This window comes from Mycobacterium sp. NGS16, from assembly GCF_059813225.1.
On the sequence record NZ_JCALEE010000002.1, the window covers coordinates 123,045 to 137,637 of the forward strand.

Below are 14,593 nucleotides of genomic sequence, written 5' to 3' on the forward strand. Positions count from 1 at the left end.
CCAACCTGGACAGGTGGTGGCAGGTGCAGGGAAAACTCCGGTGTGCGTCTTGGGGCTCGGCCTGATCGGCGGTTCGGTGCTGCGGGCCGCCGCAGCAGCCGGCCGGGTGGCCTTCGGCTACAACCGGTCCGCGGACGGGGTGAAGGCCGCCGTCGCCGACGGGTTCGACGCGACCACCGACCTGGAGGCGGCATTGACCCGCGCCGCGGAGACCGGTGCGCTGATCGTGCTGGCCGTCCCGGTGCCGGCGTTGTCGATGCTGCTCGACCACATCCGCCGACTGGCACCGCAGTGCCCGTTGACCGACGTCACCAGCGTCAAGCAGCCGGTGCTCGACAGCATCACCGCCGCCGGACTGCAGGCCCGGTTCGTCGGCGGCCACCCCATGGCCGGTACCGCGCACTCCGGCTGGCCCGCCGGGCACGCCGGGCTGTTCCAGGGAGCACCGTGGGTGATCAGCGTCGACGACCACGTGGACCCGACGGTGTTCGCAACGGTGCTGGAGCTGATCCTGGACTGCGGCTCGGTGGCGGTGCCGGCGCGCTCCGAGGAGCACGACGCGGCCGCGGCCGCAATCTCGCACCTGCCGCACCTGCTGGCCGAAGCGCTGGCTGTCACCGCCGCGGACGTGCCGCTGGCGTTCGCGCTGGCCGCCGGATCGTTCCGGGACGGCACCCGGGTCGCCGGGACGGCGCCGGAGCTGGTCCGGGCGATGTGCGAGGCCAACTGGCTGCAACTGTTGCCGGTGCTGGAGCGCGCCATCGCGCTGCTGGCCGACGCGCGGGATTCGCTGTCGGCCGCCGATTCGGTGGCCGAGCTGGTCAACCATGGGCACGCCGCTCGCACCCGCTACGACAGCTTCCCGCGCCACGAGATCGTCACCGTGGTCGTCGGCGAGAACGACTGGCGCCGCGACCTGGCCGCCGCCGGCCGGGCCGGCGGGGTGATCAGATCCGCGCTGCCAACCCGGGATAGTCGATGACGAACCCGTCGTCGTCCACGGTGATGGTGGTGCCTTCGGGGTCGGTGCCCGGGGTGATGGCCCGGATACCGGTCTCGGTGCTGCCGTAGCTGGCGGTCGCTGCGACCACCGTCATCTCCGGCAGCCACAGGTAGACCGTCGGCACGGTGACCGTGGCCGTCCGCTCATGCAGCCCGGCTCGCCGGATCGCCAGCGTGTTAAAAAACGGACTGAACACCACGTCGACGTCCAGCGCCCCGTCGTAGCCGGCACGGGACTGCCCGCGGGCATCGGTGATCAGCCACATGTTCTCTTCGTCGCGGGCGATCACCAGCTGGCGGTCGCGTTCGGCCACCGTGACGGTCAGCCCCAGCCGCTTGGTGGCCCCGGACTCGTCGGTCTGCAGGTCGTAGTAGGCGCTGAACGCCGGGTGGGTGTCGGTGGCCGCCGCCACGATCCGGCCGTTGGCCTTGATCCGGTTGCCGGACAGCTGCACCCGCACCGATTCCATCCGGGGGGCGTCGGGCGCCCGCCAGGTCAGGATCGCCGGCCACGAGCCGGACGGGACTGCGCTCACCGGACCACCGTAAGCGACCGGTCGGCGATCCGCAGCTTCATAACCCGACGGCAGAAACTGACCAGAACGCGTTTATAACCCGCAGCGAAGCGGCAAGATGGCACTCATGAGCAGCGATCCCAACGTGCCAGCCGACCCGTCGCATGGCCAACCCGGTGCGCCGCCGCCAGGGATGCCGTTCACTCGCGCCGGCGCGCTGTGGAGCGCGCTGATCGCCGGTTTTGTGGTGCTGATCGTGCTGTTGGTGTTCGTCACCCAGAACACCGGACCGGTCGACCTGACGTTTTTGGGGTGGACGTGGAGCCTGCCGCTGGGCGTGGCGATCCTGCTGGCGGCCGTCAGCGGGGGGCTGATCACCGCGTTGGCCGGCACCGCGCGGATCTTCCAGCTGCGGCGCGCCGCCAAGAGAACGCTGGCCGCGCGCCGCTAACCGGCCGGTCTAGCCCGCCGCGTCGGCGGCGTCGTTACCGGGCAACCGCGATTGGTTACGCGGCAACAGATCCCAGACATGCTCGGTGCCGTTGGTCGAGGCCACCGCAGCCTGCCCGGAGCGGGAATACAGCAACCGCGTGACTGACACATAATCGATGGGAAACGACAGCAGCCGCGGGGTGCCCAGAATCTGGTGCAGCACCACATTGATCACGCCGCCGTGGCTGAACACCGCCACGGTGTCGTCGGCGTCGGCGGCGGCCACCACATCAGCGACGGCCGCGGCCACCCGCGCACAGAAGGCGGCTTCGTCGACGTCGGCGGGCAGGTGCCCCTGCGCCATCCGGGCCCAGTCCTGCGGCCGCTCGGTGCGCAGCTGCTCGACGGGCAGATAGCCGGCCAGGTCACGGTCGTATTCGGCGAACCGCTCGTCGATGTCGATGGTCAGGTTGCGCTTGCCCGCCAGCGGTTCGGCGGTCTGTACCGCCCGGCGCTGCGGGCTGCTGACCAGCCGGGTGATCGGGTACCGCGCCAACGCGTCGGGCAGGCGCAGTGCCTGCTGGTGGCCGGTCTCACTCAACTCGGGGTCTGAGCCCTGGCCGTACTCGCTGCGCAGCGGCAACGCGTGGCGGATAAGCAGCAACTGCACGCTGCCACCCTAAGGGGCGCATCCGGCCCCGCGTCACGGGGTGACGATGTTGAAAGCCGGGTCGGCGGTGTCGAGTACGGCCCGCAGTTTCGCCCACGCTGTCGGGTCGCCGGTAATCTCCGGTGCGCCCTCCCCCAGCAGCGCCCCCAGCAGCGCCAGCTTGGTGGCCGCCGTGACGGTGGCATCCGCACTGTCGGGGGCGGCCGGCGCTTTGCGGTGAACCAGCACGCCGTTGCGCAGGGTGAGGCGGTAGTTGACGCCGGTGTCGGCGAACGAGACGTCCAGGGCCACGTCCAGGTCCCAGGCGCGGGGCCCGTTCACCCGGATGGCCAGGCTGTCGAAGAGCTGCTCGGGGCTGAGCTGCGACAGCAGCGCCATCGAGGTGACCTGCCCGGCGGTGCCGAACACCCCGCTGCGCAATTCGGTGGCACCGGACAGGAAGAAGTTGCGCCAGGTGGCGTTCTCCGAGCCGTAGGCCAGCTGCTCAAGGGTGTCGGCGTAGAGCCGGCGCGCCCCGGCGTGCTCGGGTTCAGCGAACACCGCATGGTCGAGCAGTGTTGCCGCCCACCGGAAATCGCCGCCCTTGAACGCTTCGGCCGCCAGGTCGACGACGCGGTCCACCCCGCCCAGGGCCGCGGTGTAACGGGTGGCCAGCGCCTCCGGTGGGTGCGGCCAGAGCCGGGCCGGGTTGCCGTCGAACCAGCCCAGGTAGCGCTGGTAGACGGCCTTGACGTTGTGGCTCACCGAACCGTAATAGCCGCGGGCGTGCCAGGCGCTTTCCAGCGCCGGGGGCAGCTGGAACTGTTCGGCGATCTCGGTCCCGGTGTAGCCCTGGTTCAGCAGCCGCAGCGTCTGATCGTGCAGATAGGCATACAGATCGCGTTGCAGCGCAAGGTATTCCGCGATCCGCTCGGTACCCCACATCGGCCAATGGTGCGAGGCGAAGACGACGTCGGAGCGGCCGGCGAAGGTGTCGATGGCCTCGGTGAGGTAGCCCGCCCAGGCGCGCGGGTCGCGGACCAGCGCGCCGCGCAGCGTCAGCAGGTTGTGGTGGGTGTGGGTGGCGTTCTCGGCCATGCACAGCGCCCGGAATTGCGGAAAGTAGAAATGCATCTCGGCCGGGGCTTCGGAGCCGGGCGCCATCTGGAACTCGATCTGCACCCCGTCGACGACGCGGGTCTCACCGGTGCGGCAGATGGTGTCGGTCGGGACGATGACGGCCACCTCTCCGGTCGAGGTGTTCTGGCCCAGGCCGCAGCCGACCTGTCCGTACGGGCCTCGCGCCAGCGTGGTGCCGTACATGTAGCTGGCGCGGCGCAGCATCGCGGTGCCGGCGTAGACGTTCTCGGCCACCACATGGTCGATGAAGCCCTCGGGGGCGAGGATGGCGACCCGGCCGGCGTCGACGTCGGCCTGCGAGGTGACGCCCAGCACGCCGCCGAAATGGTCGACGTGGCTGTGGGTATAAATAACCGCGCTGACCGCACGATTCCCGCGGTGTTGGCGGTACAGCGCCAGGGCGGCGGCGGCGACCTCGGTGGAGATCAGCGGATCGATGACGATGACGCCGCTGTCGCCCTCGACGAAGGTGATGTTGGAGATGTCGAAGCCGCGGACCTGGTAGATGCCTGCGACGACTTCGTAGAGCCCCTGTTTGGCCGCCAGCTGGGACTGCCGCCACAGCGCTGGATGCACCGAGGTCGGGGCGTCACCGGCCAAGAAGCCGTAGCTGTCGTTGTCCCACACCACCCGGCCGTCGGCGGCGGTGATGACACACGGCGCCAGCGCGGCAATGAAACCGCGGTCGGCGTCCTCGAAATCCGTTGTGTCCCCGAAGGGCAGGGTCTTGCGGTGTGCACTGTGGGCGGCCTCGACTGCCGCGCTGACCGGTCGGTGCTCCATGGCGATCAGACTGCCACCGATCCGCGCGGCGCGGTGGCAGTCGCCGCGCTCAGTGGCGCCGCCGGGTCAGGGCACCCAGGGCGTCGCGCAGCCGCGTCCACAAAGACGGGGGCTTGACCCGGTCGTGCGTCTCCTGCGCCTCGTGGGCGTAATCGGCAATGGATTCGTCGCCTTCTTCAGCACGCATGAGCGCTCACTCCTCCGGTGGGTCTTCGGGCACCAGCCGCTCCGGCGTCTCTTCGGGCGCCAATCGTTCCGGCGGGTCCTCGGGTACCAGTCGTTCCGGCGGGTCCTCGGGAACCCGCCGGTGGGGTGGTTCTTCCGGTGTTCCCGGTTCGGGTGGCATTTCGGGATTCATCCATGTCGCCTACCCCGCACCCGGGGGAAGGCAAACGCGCTAGATGGGCAGGCGGACGGCGAACTCGGTGTGGCCGGGCCTGCTGGTCACCGCGATCGTGCCGCGATGGGCCCGGACCACCGCCGACGCGATCGCCAGCCCGAGCCCGGTGCTGCCGCCCTTACGGGACCTGGAGGTGTCACCGCGGACGAACCGCTCGAAGATCTCCGGTTGGAACTCCTCTGGAATGCCCGGGCCGTCGTCGGTCACCGTCAGCACCGCCTCGGCGCCCTCGACACTCAATCGGGTCCGCACCACCGTTCCCGCGCCGGTGTGCACCCGGGCATTGGTGAGCAGGTTGGTCAGCACCTGATGCAACCGGGCGGCGTCGCCGGGCACCGTCACCGGCTCCTCGGGCAGGTCAAGCTGCCACTGGTGGTCGGGCCCGCCGACGTGGGCGTCGCTGACCGCGTCGACCGCCAGCCGCGACAGGTCCACCGGCTCGTGCTCCAGCGGCCGGCCGGAATCCAGCCGGGCCAACAACAGCAAATCCTCGACCAGGTGCGTCATCCGCTCGGTCTCGGACTGCACGCGGCTCAGCGCGTGCGACACGGCTTCGCTGTCATGCGGAACGCGTTGGGCCAGTTCGGTGTAACCGCGGATCGCGGTCAGCGGAGTACGCAACTCATGGCTGGCGTCGGCGACGAACTGACGCACCCGGGTCTCGCTGGCCTGCCGGGTCGACAGCGCGGCGGCGATGTGGTCGAGCATCCGGTTGACCGCGGCGCCCAATTGGCCGACCTCGGTGCGGGGGCTGGTGTCGGATTCGGCGACCCGCACCGGCAGTGTCGCCTCCCCCCGGTCCAACGGCAGGCCGGCGACCTCGCCGGCGGTCTGCGCAACGCGGCGCAGCGGGGCCAGCGCCCGCCGGGTGACGACACTGCCGGCGGTGGCCGCGGCGGCCACCGCGACCAAGGTGACCAGCCCGAAGATGAGTAGGACCCGCACCATGGTGGCGTCCACGGCAGCCAACGGCAGCCCGGTGATGATGATCTCCTCACCGTGGCGGGCGGGGGTCGCGACCAGCCGGTAGCGGCCGACACCGTCCAGACGCCGGGTGACCGGTGCCGGTTCGGCGGCGACGCCGACCAATTGCGTTGTCGCCGAAGGACTCAGCCCCTCACGCAGGCCGGAGGTGCCCAGACAGCCCGCGTCGATCATCGGGCCCGAGCCGTCCATCACCGCACCGACCATGCCGACCGGCTGACCGGGGGCGTCGAGAAAGTCCGGCCCCGGGCCTGGCCGGGGGCGATGGCGGCGGTGCCATGCCGGTGGCGGGGGCTGGCCGTGCAGCCGCGCCGAACGGCGGGCGGCGTCGTAGAGCTGATGGTCGAGTTGGCTGACCAGGTACTGATACAAGGCCAGCTCGGTCACCGCGCCGATGCCCAGGCAGGCCACCGTCAGCAGCGCGATCTGACCGGCCAGCAACCGCGCCCGCAGCGACCAGGGCCGTCGAGCACCGGCTCGCAACGATTTACACGGTCGGTTTGAGCACATAACCGGCGCCGCGCAACGTGTGGATCATCGGTTCCCGGCCGTTGTCGATCTTCTTGCGCAGGTAGGAGATGTACAACTCGACGATGTTGGCCCGACCGCCGAAGTCGTAGTCCCACACCCGGTCCAGGATCTGCGCCTTGGACAGCACCCGTTTGGCGTTGTGCATCAGGTAGCGCAGCAGCTCGAATTCGGTGGAGGTCAACGTGATCGGGTCGCCGCCGCGGGTGACCTCATGGGAGTCCTCGTCCAGAACCAGGTCGCCCACCACGATCTGCGCTCCGGCCTCGGCGGTGCTCACACCGGTGCGGCGCAGCAGCGCCCGCAGTCGCAACACCACCTCTTCGATGCTGAACGGTTTGGTGACGTAGTCGTCGCCGCCGGCGGTCAATCCGGCGATGCGGTCCTCCAGCGCATCCTTGGCGGTCAAGAACAGCACCGGCAGCCGCGGGTTGACCTCGCGCAGCTTGCGCAGCACATCCAGCCCGCTCATGTCCGGCAGCATCACGTCGAGCACCACCACGTCGGGACGTTCGGCCTTCGCGGCGGCGATCGCCGAGGCGCCGTCGCCCGCGGTCGCAGTGGTCCAGCCCTCGTAGCGCAGCGCCATCGACACCATCTCGGCCAGCACCGTCTCGTCGTCGACCACCAGCACCGTGATCGGCTTGCCGTCGGCACGCGCCATCACGACACGTTCCACCGATCCCCGTGGCGCAGTCATCGCATTCCAGTATGTCCAACCCCTTGTGCCATCGGTGTATCGACGCTATGGACGCGCTGTGAACCGTTATCGTCACGTCATGGCCCGTACACCACAGGAGATCTTCGACCACCACCTGCACGCTTTGGTCGCCCGCGACGTCGACGACCTGCTCACCGACTACACCGACGACTCGGTGCTGATCACCGCCGCCGGCGTCGCGGAGGGCCGCGACGGCATCCGGGCCGCGTTCAGTCAGTTATCCGACGCGCTGGCCTCTGCGGTGTTCGACATCAAGTCGAAGACCTACCACGGCGATGTCCTACTGCTGGAGTGGACGCTCGACTCGCCGGGGTTCCAGGTCGACGGGGTGGACACCTTCGTGTTCGGCGCCGACTCGATCCGGGTGCAGACCATCTCCCAGCTGGTACGCCCCAAGGGCTGAGCACCGCATGCAGCTCGAACCGGTCGCGCAGTGGATGTCTGAGCGGCGCCTCGGCGACGGTCCGCTGGAGGACGTCACCGAATTGTCCGGCGGAACCCAGAACGTCATGCTGCGGTTCACCCGGTCTGGCCGCAGCTATGTGTTGCGCCGTGGGCCACTGCATCTGCGCCCGCGCAGCAACGAGGTGATGCTGCGGGAGACCCGGGTGCTGGCCGCACTGGCCGACACCGACGTGCCGCACCCGCGGTTGATCGCGGTCTGCGACGACCCGGCGGTGCTCGGTGACGCGGTGTTCTACCTCATGGAGCCGATCGACGGGTTCAACGCCGGTGAGGAACTTCCCGAGCTGCACGCCGGCGACCCGGCGATCCGGCACCAGATGGGCCTGTCGATGGCCGACGCGCTGGCCCGCCTCGGCGCCGTCGACCACGTCGCGGTGGGGCTGGCAGACTACGGCAAGCCGGACGGATTCCTGGAACGCCAAGTGCCGCGCTGGCTTTCGGAGCTGGACTCCTACCGCCAGTTCGAGAACTACCCGGGTCCCGAGCTGCCCGGCATCGACGAGGTCGCCTCGTGGCTGCAGCGCAACGTGCCGAAATCCTGGCAGCCGGGCATCCTGCACGGCGACTACCACGTGGCCAACGTGATGTTCTCCCGCAGCGGGCCGCAGGTGGCGGCGATCCTGGACTGGGAGATGTCGACGATCGGCGATCCGCTGCTGGACCTGGGCTGGCTGTTGGCGACCTGGCGCCAAGACGACGGATCCAGCGTGTTCAGCCACACCCTGACCGGCATGGACGGCCTGGCTTCGACCGGTGAGCTGTTGGAGCGCTACGCCGCGGGCAGCTCCCGCGACCTGTCGCAGATCGGCTGGTACACGGTTTTGGCCTGCTTCAAATTGGGCATCGTGATCGAAGGCACGCTGGCCCGGGCGTCGGCGGGCAAGGCGCAGAAGGAAGTCGGCGACCAGCTGCACGATGCGGCGGTGTGGCTGTTCCAACGCGCGCGAACGTTGACGGAGGGCTAGGCGATGACCGAGCACCGCGGTTCAGCGAGGCTCGACGGAGGAGAGGCGAAGCTGGGACCGCGGCATGAACACCGCGGTTCAGCGAGGCTCGACGGAGGAGAGGCGAAGCTGGGACCGCGGCATGAACACCGCGGTTCAGCGAGCCTCGACGGAGGAGAGGCGAAGCTGGGACCGCGGCATGAACACCGCGATGAAGTCGAGGCGATCGTCGCCGACGACACGCCCCGGCTGATCGAGGTGTTCAAGGATCTGCACCGCAACCCCGAACTGGGCTTCGCCGAGGTGCGCACCGCGCGGATCGTCGCGCAGGCACTCACCGATCTCGGGTTCACCGTGACGACCGGGACCGGCGGCACCGGGGTGGTGGCGATCCTGGAGCGCGGCCAGGGCCCGGTGGTGATGTACCGGGCCGACATGGATGCGCTGCCGGTGCGCGAGGCAACCGGCCTGGACTATGCAAGCACCGTGCAGGTCACCAACGACGACGGCAGCCAGACACCGGTCGCGCACGTCTGTGGCCACGACGCCCACGTCACCTGGATGCTCGGGATGGCCAAGGTACTCGCGCAGACCACCTGGTCGGGCACCGCGGTGCTCATCGGCCAACCTGCCGAAGAGCCGATCTCCGGCGCCCAGGCGATGGTCGACGACGGGCTCTACGCCGTTGCCCCACGGCCGGATTCATTCGTCGCCATGCACACCGCGCCGGTGCCGGTGGGCATGGTGGCCGCCGCCGGCGGTGAGCGGATGGCCGGCACTGACCAGCTCGAGATCACCTTCCACGGCGTCGGCGGGCACGGCTCGCTGCCCCAGCTGGCCAAGGACCCGGTGCTGATGGCCGCCCAGGCCGTGGTGGGTTTCCAGAGCATCATCAGCCGCAGCATCGCCCCGCACGAGAGCGCGGTGCTGACCGTCGGCTCGGTGCAGGCCGGCTCGACCTACAACGTGATCCCGGACCGGGCCCGGCTATTGGTGAACCTGCGCTGGTACAGCTCCCAGGTGCGCGACCAGCTGCTCACCGGAATCCGGGCGATCAGCGAGGGCATCGCCCGCGGCTTCGGCCTGCCCGACGAGCTGATGCCGGTCATCACGATGGGCGGCGGCTCCACCCCCCTGGTCAACGACGCCGGCCTGACCGCCCGGCTGGCCGAGACGCTGCGCGGTGTGCTCGGCGAGCACAACGTCATCACCGATCTTCCGGCGGTCACCGCGTCGGAAGACTGTCACCTACTCAAAGGCCCGCATCACGACGTGCCATTGGCTTACCTGATGGTCGGCGTGGCCGATCCGCAGGTGTACGCCGATGCCGCTGCATGCGGCAAAATGTTCCCTTACTCGCCGCACTCGCCGGATTACGTCGTCGACCTCGCCGCAATCGCGGTGGGCACCCGGATTGCGAGCCGGGCGATGCTGGAGCTGTTGTCTGTAGGGTGATTCGGCGGGCGATTTTCGCACCGTCGTTATTGCCGAATAGTTGTGTGGTCTACGAAGCGGAGCTAAGGTTTATTGCTGTGGACGATCGTCACAAAGACCCCACCGTCGTGCTGCCTTACCTCGTCGGCAGGCCGCTCGGAGCCACCGAGGTCTACGAGGCATTCGGATACCGCAAGTCGGCCTACTACAAGGCGGCCCACGAGGGCCGGCTGATCAGTGCCGACAATCTGATCCGGGTCGCCCGGTACTTCGGGTTGAACCCGGTTGATTTGCAGGTCCGGTTCGGATTGATTGAGCACGAAGCGGTCGCGGAATACCTGGAATCGTCGTCGCGGCCGCTGCGCATCGGAGATCTCAAGGCGGATCTGGACAAACCGCCGGTCTAAGCGGACCTGCGGGAAGTACCGTCGACGCATGACGTCGGCCTGCATCGGCGCCACCGTGCTCGTGGCGCTCTACAGCTTGTGGGTGCGCCGCGATACATGGTGGTCGCGCTGGGAGATCGGCATCACCCTCGCCATCGCGCTGGAGGCCTGTGCGCTGGTGCTGATGTCGCCGTGGGCGGCCGAGACGATCGGGCCGTGGGTGCAGCGCGCCACCCGGATGTGGAACCTGCAGCAACTGGCCGGCCACATCTGCTTCGTGATCGCGATCGCGGCCAACATCTATCACGTGCTGCCGCGCCTGGCCGACTTCGACCGGATCCGGCCGTGGTACCGCAGGCATGTGGAGTGGCCGGTGCGCGTCGGCGTGGTCGCGCTGGTAGCAGTCTTCATTACCGCCGACGCCGGCTACCGCCCGGACGGTTTCTCGACCAGTGGCGGCGGCGGCGCGTGGGCGAGCGTGTACTGGGTGTTGTTCTGCGGTTTGCTGATCTTCCTGTCCAGCTACGCGACCCGGCTGCTGCTGCTGGTGCGCTCCGATCCCCGCGCCAAGGAGACCGTCGAGCTCTACACCGCCTCGTCGGCGTTTGCGTTAGCGGCGTTGGTGGCACAGTTGAGCACCACCTGGACCAGAACCGACGTGAGTTCGCTGGTCTGGTTGTGCGGGTGCGTGTCGGTGGCGATCTTCGCCTACGGCTCGGCCCGGTCCTGGCAAGCGAAAGCGGCGTGGTTCGCCTCGGGCGGTCGATCGGTCAAGGAGCCCAACCCGCCGCAAGCGCTGTCTTGAGAGCGCGCCATGACGTCGGTACTCATCGTTGCCACCCTGGCGCTGATCGCCTACAGCTCGTGGATTCGCCGCGACACCTGGTGGTCGCGCTGGGAGGCCGCCGCCTCACTGGCACTGGTGCTGGAAGCCGGTGCGCTGCTGTTGATGTCGCCGTGGGGCGCTACCGCAATCGGCCCGATCCTGCGCCGCGGGCTGGGAGTGTGGAACGTGCAGCAGATGCTCGGCCACCTGTGCCTGATCGCGGCCGTCGTGGCGAACATCTACCACATGCTGGTGCGCCTCGCTGATCCCGCACAGGTGCGCTCGATCATGCGCCGCCATCTGACTGTCCCGGTATGGCTCGGCGTCGCGCTGATGGTGCCGTCCTATCTGCTCGCCGACCAGGAGTACCGCCTGGACCTGTTCGCTGCCGCACACACCGATTCCTGGCTGATCGCCTATGAGGTGGTGGGCTGCGCCGTGCTGCTCTACCTCAGCGCCTACGTCAGCCGGCTGATGCTGACGCTGCGAGAGGATCCGCGGGCCAAATCGACCATCGACCTGTACCTGGTGTCGATGACGTTCGCCTCCGCCGGCTGTCTGATCGTGATCGGCTCGGCGTGGGTTGAGGGCGGTGCTGCCAGCCCGGCGATCTGGACGTGCATCTGCCTGTCGGTGGGGACCTTCGCCTACGGGTCGGCGCGATCCTGGCAGGCGAAGAGCGCATGGTTCACCTCGGGGGGCGGCACGGCGATCGGTGCGCAATGACATCGGTATTCATCACCGCCACCCTCGCGGTGATCCTCTACAGCCTGTGGGTACGCCGCGACACCTGGTGGTCGCGCTGGGAGGCCGCCGCCACTTTCGCGATCGCGATGGAGGGCTGTTCCCTGGTGCTGCTGTCGCCGTGGGCCGGCGCCGAACTCAGCCCCGTGCTGCACCAGTGGCTGGGAATGTGGAATGTCCAGCATCTGCTCGGCGGCCTGTGTCTGATCGTGGCGGTGATCGCGAACATCTATCACATGCTGGTGCGGCTGGCCGATCCCGATCAGGTGCGCCCGCTCATGCGCAAACACCTACAGCTGCCGGTGGGGCTGGCCGTCGTGGTGTTGCTGGCCAGCTTCGTCAAGATCGAACGCGGCCATGAGCCCGATATGTTCGCCAGCCTGACCGGCGATGGGTGGCTGACCGCCTACGAGGTGGCCGCGTGCGGCATCGTGCTCTACCTCAGCGGCTACGTCGGTCGGCTGATGCTGGCCCTGCGGCACGATCCGCGGGCCAGGACGACGGTCAACCTGTATCTGGCGTCGATGCTGTTGACGGTGGTGGCCTGCCTGATCGCGATCATCTCGATCTGGAGGGGCGGCTACGCCGGGCCGGCGATCTGGGCCTGCATCTGCCTGTCCGTGACGATTTTCGCCTACGGGCTGGCCCGGTCCTGGCAGGCCAAGCAGGCTTGGTTCTCGCCGGATGCGTCGGCGCCACGGTGAACTCGGCCGGTTGACTCTGCGCCCACGGCGTAACCCACTCGCACTTTCCCGCCCTAGGCGCAGAGTGAACGCCGAAATTCTTTTGTGCGCCCGAAGGGATTCGAACCCCCAACCTTCTGATCCGTAGTCAGATGCTCTATCCGTTGAGCTACGGGCGCCGGTCTTCAGTTGTACTGCTCGGACGAGCAAGCTCGACCGTGGCGGAGGCGAGAGGATTTGAACCTCCGGTCCCCGGTAAGAGGACAACTCATTAGCAGTGAGTCCCATTCGGCCGCTCTGGCACGCCTCCTCGAACTCGTTGAGGGTACCGGATCAATGCCCCGGCTTCGAAACCGCGGGTTCATGCGGCGGCCACCGGCGCACATATGCTGTGGTCCGTGACCGCCCGCCTGCGCCCGGAGATCGCCGCATTGCCGGCCTACGTCGAGGGCAAGACGGTGCCGGGCTCGATCAAGCTGGCCAGCAACGAGACGGTGCTGCCGCCGCTGCCCAGCGTCGTCAAGGCCGTCGAGAAAGCCCTGGCCGGGACCAACCGCTACCCGGACAACGGCTACGCCGCGCTGCGGGCCCGGCTGGCCGAACACGTCGGATTCGCCCCGGAGCATGTCGCCGCGGGCGCCGGGTCGGTGAGCCTGTGCCAACAGTTGATCCAGATCAGCACCGGCGCGGGTGAGGAGGTGGTGTTCGGCTGGCGCAGCTTCGAGATCTACCCGCTGCAGGTGCGCACCGCCGGCGGCGTGCCGGTGCAGGTGCCGTTGCGTGAGCACACCTACGACCTGGACGCGATGCTGGCCGCCATCACCGACCGCACCCGGCTGATCTTCGTCTGCAACCCGAACAATCCGACCTCGACCGTCGTCGACCCCGACGCGCTGGCCCGGTTCGTGGCCGCGGTGCCGCCGCACATCCTGGTCGCCATCGACGAGGCCTATGTCGAGTACATCCGCGACGGCATGGTGCCCGACAGTCTGGGACTGGCCCGCAAATACCCGAACGTGGTTGTGCTGCGGACGTTTTCGAAAGCCTACGGGCTGGCTGGGCTGCGGTTGGGCTATGCGGTCGGAGACCCGGAGATCATCACCGCACTGGGCAAGGTCTACGTGCCGTTCACGGTGTCGTCCGTGGCGCAGGTCGCCGGGATCGCCTCACTGGACGCCGCCGACGAGCTGCTGGCCCGCACCGATGCGGTGGTCGCTGAACGGGTCCGGGTCGGCGCGGCGCTGCGGGAGGCCGGGTTCGAGTTGCCGGATTCGCAGGCCAACTTCGTGTGGCTGCCGCTGGCCGAGCGCACCGCTGACTTCGTGGCCGCGGCTGCGGAGGCCCGCATCGTGGTGCGCCCGTACGGCGCCGACGGGGTGCGGGTGACCATCGGCGCGCCGGAGGAAAACGACGCGCTGTTACGGTTCGCTCAGGCGTACCGCTGAGGAGGAACTCTATGCACGCGACCGCTACCGCCACCGTCGCCGCGCCCGCGGCCCGGGTGTGGGCGGTGCTCTCGGACTACGAGGGCATGTCCGCCTGGGCGCCCGGCCTGCAGATCACCCTGGCCCGGCCCGGCTCCCCCGAGCCCAATGGTGTCGGCGCCCAGCGTCGTATCAAGGCGGTGCCGGGGATGGCGCCGCTGGTTGAGGAGATCATCGCGTTCGAGCCGGATCAGCGGCTGAGCTACCGGGGCGTCTCGGGCATCCCGTTTCGCAACTATGTCGGCGATGTGGTGCTGCGGCCGTCGGGATCGGGCACCGAGATCAGCTACACCATCAGCGCCGACAATCCGCTGCCGGGGGTGGCCGCGGTGCTGGCCAACGTGCTGCTGTTCGGTCTCAAGCGGGCCGTGAAGAAGGCCGGGTGAGTCCATACCACCGCCGAGCGTGAAGTTGGCTTCACGTTCGACCGCGAGCGTGAAGTTGGCTTCACGTTCGGCAAAGAAAGGCAGGCA

General features: G+C 68.7%; 18 protein-coding genes and 2 tRNA genes. 11 read left to right on the forward strand and 9 right to left on the reverse strand.

Annotated elements, in window-relative coordinates; genetic code table 11:
• The first annotated feature begins 40 nt into the window (after window positions 1-40).
• The gene (locus tag AC5Y4Q_RS06375) at window positions 41-982 is read left to right on the forward strand and encodes a prephenate dehydrogenase (protein ID WP_065019148.1); all 942 of its coding nucleotides are present in this window, start codon (window positions 41-43) and stop codon (window positions 980-982) included.
• Here the strand turns inward: AC5Y4Q_RS06375 and AC5Y4Q_RS06380 are convergent.
• Window positions 948-1,538, reverse strand: coding sequence for a putative glycolipid-binding domain-containing protein (locus tag AC5Y4Q_RS06380; RefSeq protein ID WP_065019147.1), 591 nt, complete (start codon window positions 1,536-1,538; stop codon window positions 948-950). The two genes, AC5Y4Q_RS06375 and AC5Y4Q_RS06380, sit on opposite strands and share 35 nt — an antisense overlap.
• Before the next feature lie 106 nt (window positions 1,539-1,644).
• Here AC5Y4Q_RS06380 and AC5Y4Q_RS06385 point away from each other — a divergent pair, with 106 nt between their 5' ends.
• Window positions 1,645-1,968 carry a LapA family protein gene (locus AC5Y4Q_RS06385; protein ID WP_064919905.1) on the forward strand — a complete coding sequence of 108 codons (324 nt, stop codon included), beginning with the start codon at window positions 1,645-1,647 and terminating at the stop codon, window positions 1,966-1,968.
• A 9-nt stretch (window positions 1,969-1,977) separates the two neighbouring features.
• On the opposite strand, the gene AC5Y4Q_RS06390 is transcribed toward AC5Y4Q_RS06385, so the two are convergent.
• Genes AC5Y4Q_RS06390 through AC5Y4Q_RS06415 form a run of 6 tightly spaced genes read right to left on the reverse strand, consistent with a single transcriptional unit; the run spans window position 1,978 to window position 7,097 of the window.
• Window positions 1,978-2,619, reverse strand: coding sequence for a histidine phosphatase family protein (locus tag AC5Y4Q_RS06390; RefSeq protein WP_064919904.1), 642 nt, complete (start codon window positions 2,617-2,619; stop codon window positions 1,978-1,980).
• A gap of 33 nt (window positions 2,620-2,652) precedes the next feature.
• Window positions 2,653-4,521: an alkyl/aryl-sulfatase gene (locus tag AC5Y4Q_RS06395; RefSeq protein WP_065019146.1), complete on the reverse strand. Its 1,869-nt coding sequence runs from the start codon at window positions 4,519-4,521 to the stop codon at window positions 2,653-2,655.
• 49 nt (window positions 4,522-4,570) lie between these two features.
• Window positions 4,571-4,708, reverse strand: a complete 138-nt coding sequence (locus tag AC5Y4Q_RS06400) for a hypothetical protein (protein WP_165604324.1) — start codon at window positions 4,706-4,708, stop codon at window positions 4,571-4,573.
• A gap of 6 nt (window positions 4,709-4,714) precedes the next feature.
• A complete protein-coding gene (locus tag AC5Y4Q_RS06405; protein ID WP_165604323.1) occupies window positions 4,715-4,879 on the reverse strand; it encodes a hypothetical protein in 165 nt (54 codons plus the stop codon).
• Between the two features lie 39 nt (window positions 4,880-4,918).
• Window positions 4,919-6,415 (reverse strand): sensor histidine kinase, encoded by a 1,497-nt coding sequence (locus AC5Y4Q_RS06410; protein ID WP_065019145.1) that lies wholly within the window; start codon window positions 6,413-6,415, stop codon window positions 4,919-4,921.
• Window positions 6,393-7,097: a response regulator transcription factor gene (locus tag AC5Y4Q_RS06415; protein ID WP_064919901.1), complete on the reverse strand. Its 705-nt coding sequence runs from the start codon at window positions 7,095-7,097 to the stop codon at window positions 6,393-6,395. The genes AC5Y4Q_RS06410 and AC5Y4Q_RS06415 overlap by 23 nt, the downstream gene beginning before the upstream one ends.
• Window positions 7,098-7,212: 115 nt before the next feature.
• On the opposite strand from AC5Y4Q_RS06415, the gene AC5Y4Q_RS06420 reads away from it, so the two are divergent.
• The 7 genes from AC5Y4Q_RS06420 (at window position 7,213) to AC5Y4Q_RS06450 (ending at window position 12,657) form a co-directional block, all read left to right on the forward strand.
• Window positions 7,213-7,557, forward strand: coding sequence for a nuclear transport factor 2 family protein (locus AC5Y4Q_RS06420; protein WP_064919900.1), 345 nt, complete (start codon window positions 7,213-7,215; stop codon window positions 7,555-7,557).
• A 7-nt stretch (window positions 7,558-7,564) separates the two neighbouring features.
• On the forward strand, window positions 7,565-8,584 hold the full coding sequence (locus AC5Y4Q_RS06425) for a phosphotransferase family protein (RefSeq protein WP_125225890.1): 1,020 nt from the start codon (window positions 7,565-7,567) through the stop codon (window positions 8,582-8,584).
• A 3-nt stretch (window positions 8,585-8,587) separates the two neighbouring features.
• Window positions 8,588-10,018, forward strand: coding sequence for an amidohydrolase (locus tag AC5Y4Q_RS06430; protein WP_499958432.1), 1,431 nt, complete (start codon window positions 8,588-8,590; stop codon window positions 10,016-10,018).
• Window positions 10,019-10,095: 77 nt separating this feature from the next.
• Window positions 10,096-10,404, forward strand: coding sequence for a hypothetical protein (locus tag AC5Y4Q_RS06435; RefSeq protein ID WP_064919898.1), 309 nt, complete (start codon window positions 10,096-10,098; stop codon window positions 10,402-10,404).
• 28 nt (window positions 10,405-10,432) lie between these two features.
• Window positions 10,433-11,188 (forward strand): hypothetical protein, encoded by a 756-nt coding sequence (locus tag AC5Y4Q_RS06440; protein ID WP_064919897.1) that lies wholly within the window; start codon window positions 10,433-10,435, stop codon window positions 11,186-11,188.
• Between the two features lie 9 nt (window positions 11,189-11,197).
• Window positions 11,198-11,935, forward strand: coding sequence for a hypothetical protein (locus AC5Y4Q_RS06445; RefSeq protein ID WP_064919896.1), 738 nt, complete (start codon window positions 11,198-11,200; stop codon window positions 11,933-11,935).
• Window positions 11,932-12,657, forward strand: coding sequence for a hypothetical protein (locus AC5Y4Q_RS06450; RefSeq protein ID WP_065019144.1), 726 nt, complete (start codon window positions 11,932-11,934; stop codon window positions 12,655-12,657). The genes AC5Y4Q_RS06445 and AC5Y4Q_RS06450 overlap by 4 nt, the downstream gene beginning before the upstream one ends.
• A gap of 85 nt (window positions 12,658-12,742) precedes the next feature.
• Here the strand turns inward: AC5Y4Q_RS06450 and AC5Y4Q_RS06455 are convergent.
• Both AC5Y4Q_RS06455 and AC5Y4Q_RS06460 read right to left on the reverse strand, forming a co-directional pair.
• A tRNA-Arg gene (locus tag AC5Y4Q_RS06455) sits at window positions 12,743-12,815 on the reverse strand.
• Between the two features lie 40 nt (window positions 12,816-12,855).
• Window positions 12,856-12,946, reverse strand: a tRNA-Ser gene (locus AC5Y4Q_RS06460).
• 88 nt (window positions 12,947-13,034) lie between these two features.
• Here AC5Y4Q_RS06460 and hisC point away from each other — a divergent pair.
• Together hisC and AC5Y4Q_RS06470 are read left to right on the forward strand one after the other, a co-directional pair.
• Entirely contained in the window at window positions 13,035-14,081 is a 1,047-nt protein-coding gene (gene hisC, locus AC5Y4Q_RS06465) for a histidinol-phosphate transaminase (protein ID WP_065019173.1), read from the forward strand.
• Between the two features lie 11 nt (window positions 14,082-14,092).
• Window positions 14,093-14,506 carry an SRPBCC family protein gene (locus tag AC5Y4Q_RS06470; protein ID WP_064919894.1) on the forward strand — a complete coding sequence of 138 codons (414 nt, stop codon included), beginning with the start codon at window positions 14,093-14,095 and terminating at the stop codon, window positions 14,504-14,506.
• Window positions 14,507-14,593 lie beyond the last annotated feature (87 nt).

What these genes read in the sequence shown, in the direction of transcription:
- AC5Y4Q_RS06425 (WP_125225890.1), top strand. Translation starts at nt 7,565, where the DNA reads ATGCAGCTCGAACCGGTCGCGCAGTGGATGTCTGAGCGGCGCCTCGGC.
- AC5Y4Q_RS06405 (WP_165604323.1), bottom strand. Translation starts at nt 4,879, where the DNA reads ATGAATCCCGAAATGCCACCCGAACCGGGAACACCGGAAGAACCACCC.
- AC5Y4Q_RS06385 (WP_064919905.1), top strand. Translation starts at nt 1,645, where the DNA reads ATGAGCAGCGATCCCAACGTGCCAGCCGACCCGTCGCATGGCCAACCC.
- AC5Y4Q_RS06445 (WP_064919896.1), top strand. Translation starts at nt 11,198, where the DNA reads ATGACGTCGGTACTCATCGTTGCCACCCTGGCGCTGATCGCCTACAGC.
- AC5Y4Q_RS06470 (WP_064919894.1), top strand. Translation starts at nt 14,093, where the DNA reads ATGCACGCGACCGCTACCGCCACCGTCGCCGCGCCCGCGGCCCGGGTG.
- AC5Y4Q_RS06395 (WP_065019146.1), bottom strand. Translation starts at nt 4,521, where the DNA reads ATGGAGCACCGACCGGTCAGCGCGGCAGTCGAGGCCGCCCACAGTGCA.
- AC5Y4Q_RS06420 (WP_064919900.1), top strand. Translation starts at nt 7,213, where the DNA reads ATGGCCCGTACACCACAGGAGATCTTCGACCACCACCTGCACGCTTTG.
- AC5Y4Q_RS06400 (WP_165604324.1), bottom strand. Translation starts at nt 4,708, where the DNA reads ATGCGTGCTGAAGAAGGCGACGAATCCATTGCCGATTACGCCCACGAG.
- AC5Y4Q_RS06415 (WP_064919901.1), bottom strand. Translation starts at nt 7,097, where the DNA reads ATGGCGCGTGCCGACGGCAAGCCGATCACGGTGCTGGTGGTCGACGAC.
- AC5Y4Q_RS06440 (WP_064919897.1), top strand. Translation starts at nt 10,433, where the DNA reads ATGACGTCGGCCTGCATCGGCGCCACCGTGCTCGTGGCGCTCTACAGC.
- AC5Y4Q_RS06410 (WP_065019145.1), bottom strand. Translation starts at nt 6,415, where the DNA reads ATGTGCTCAAACCGACCGTGTAAATCGTTGCGAGCCGGTGCTCGACGG.
- AC5Y4Q_RS06450 (WP_065019144.1), top strand. Translation starts at nt 11,932, where the DNA reads ATGACATCGGTATTCATCACCGCCACCCTCGCGGTGATCCTCTACAGC.
- AC5Y4Q_RS06430 (WP_499958432.1), top strand. Translation starts at nt 8,588, where the DNA reads ATGACCGAGCACCGCGGTTCAGCGAGGCTCGACGGAGGAGAGGCGAAG.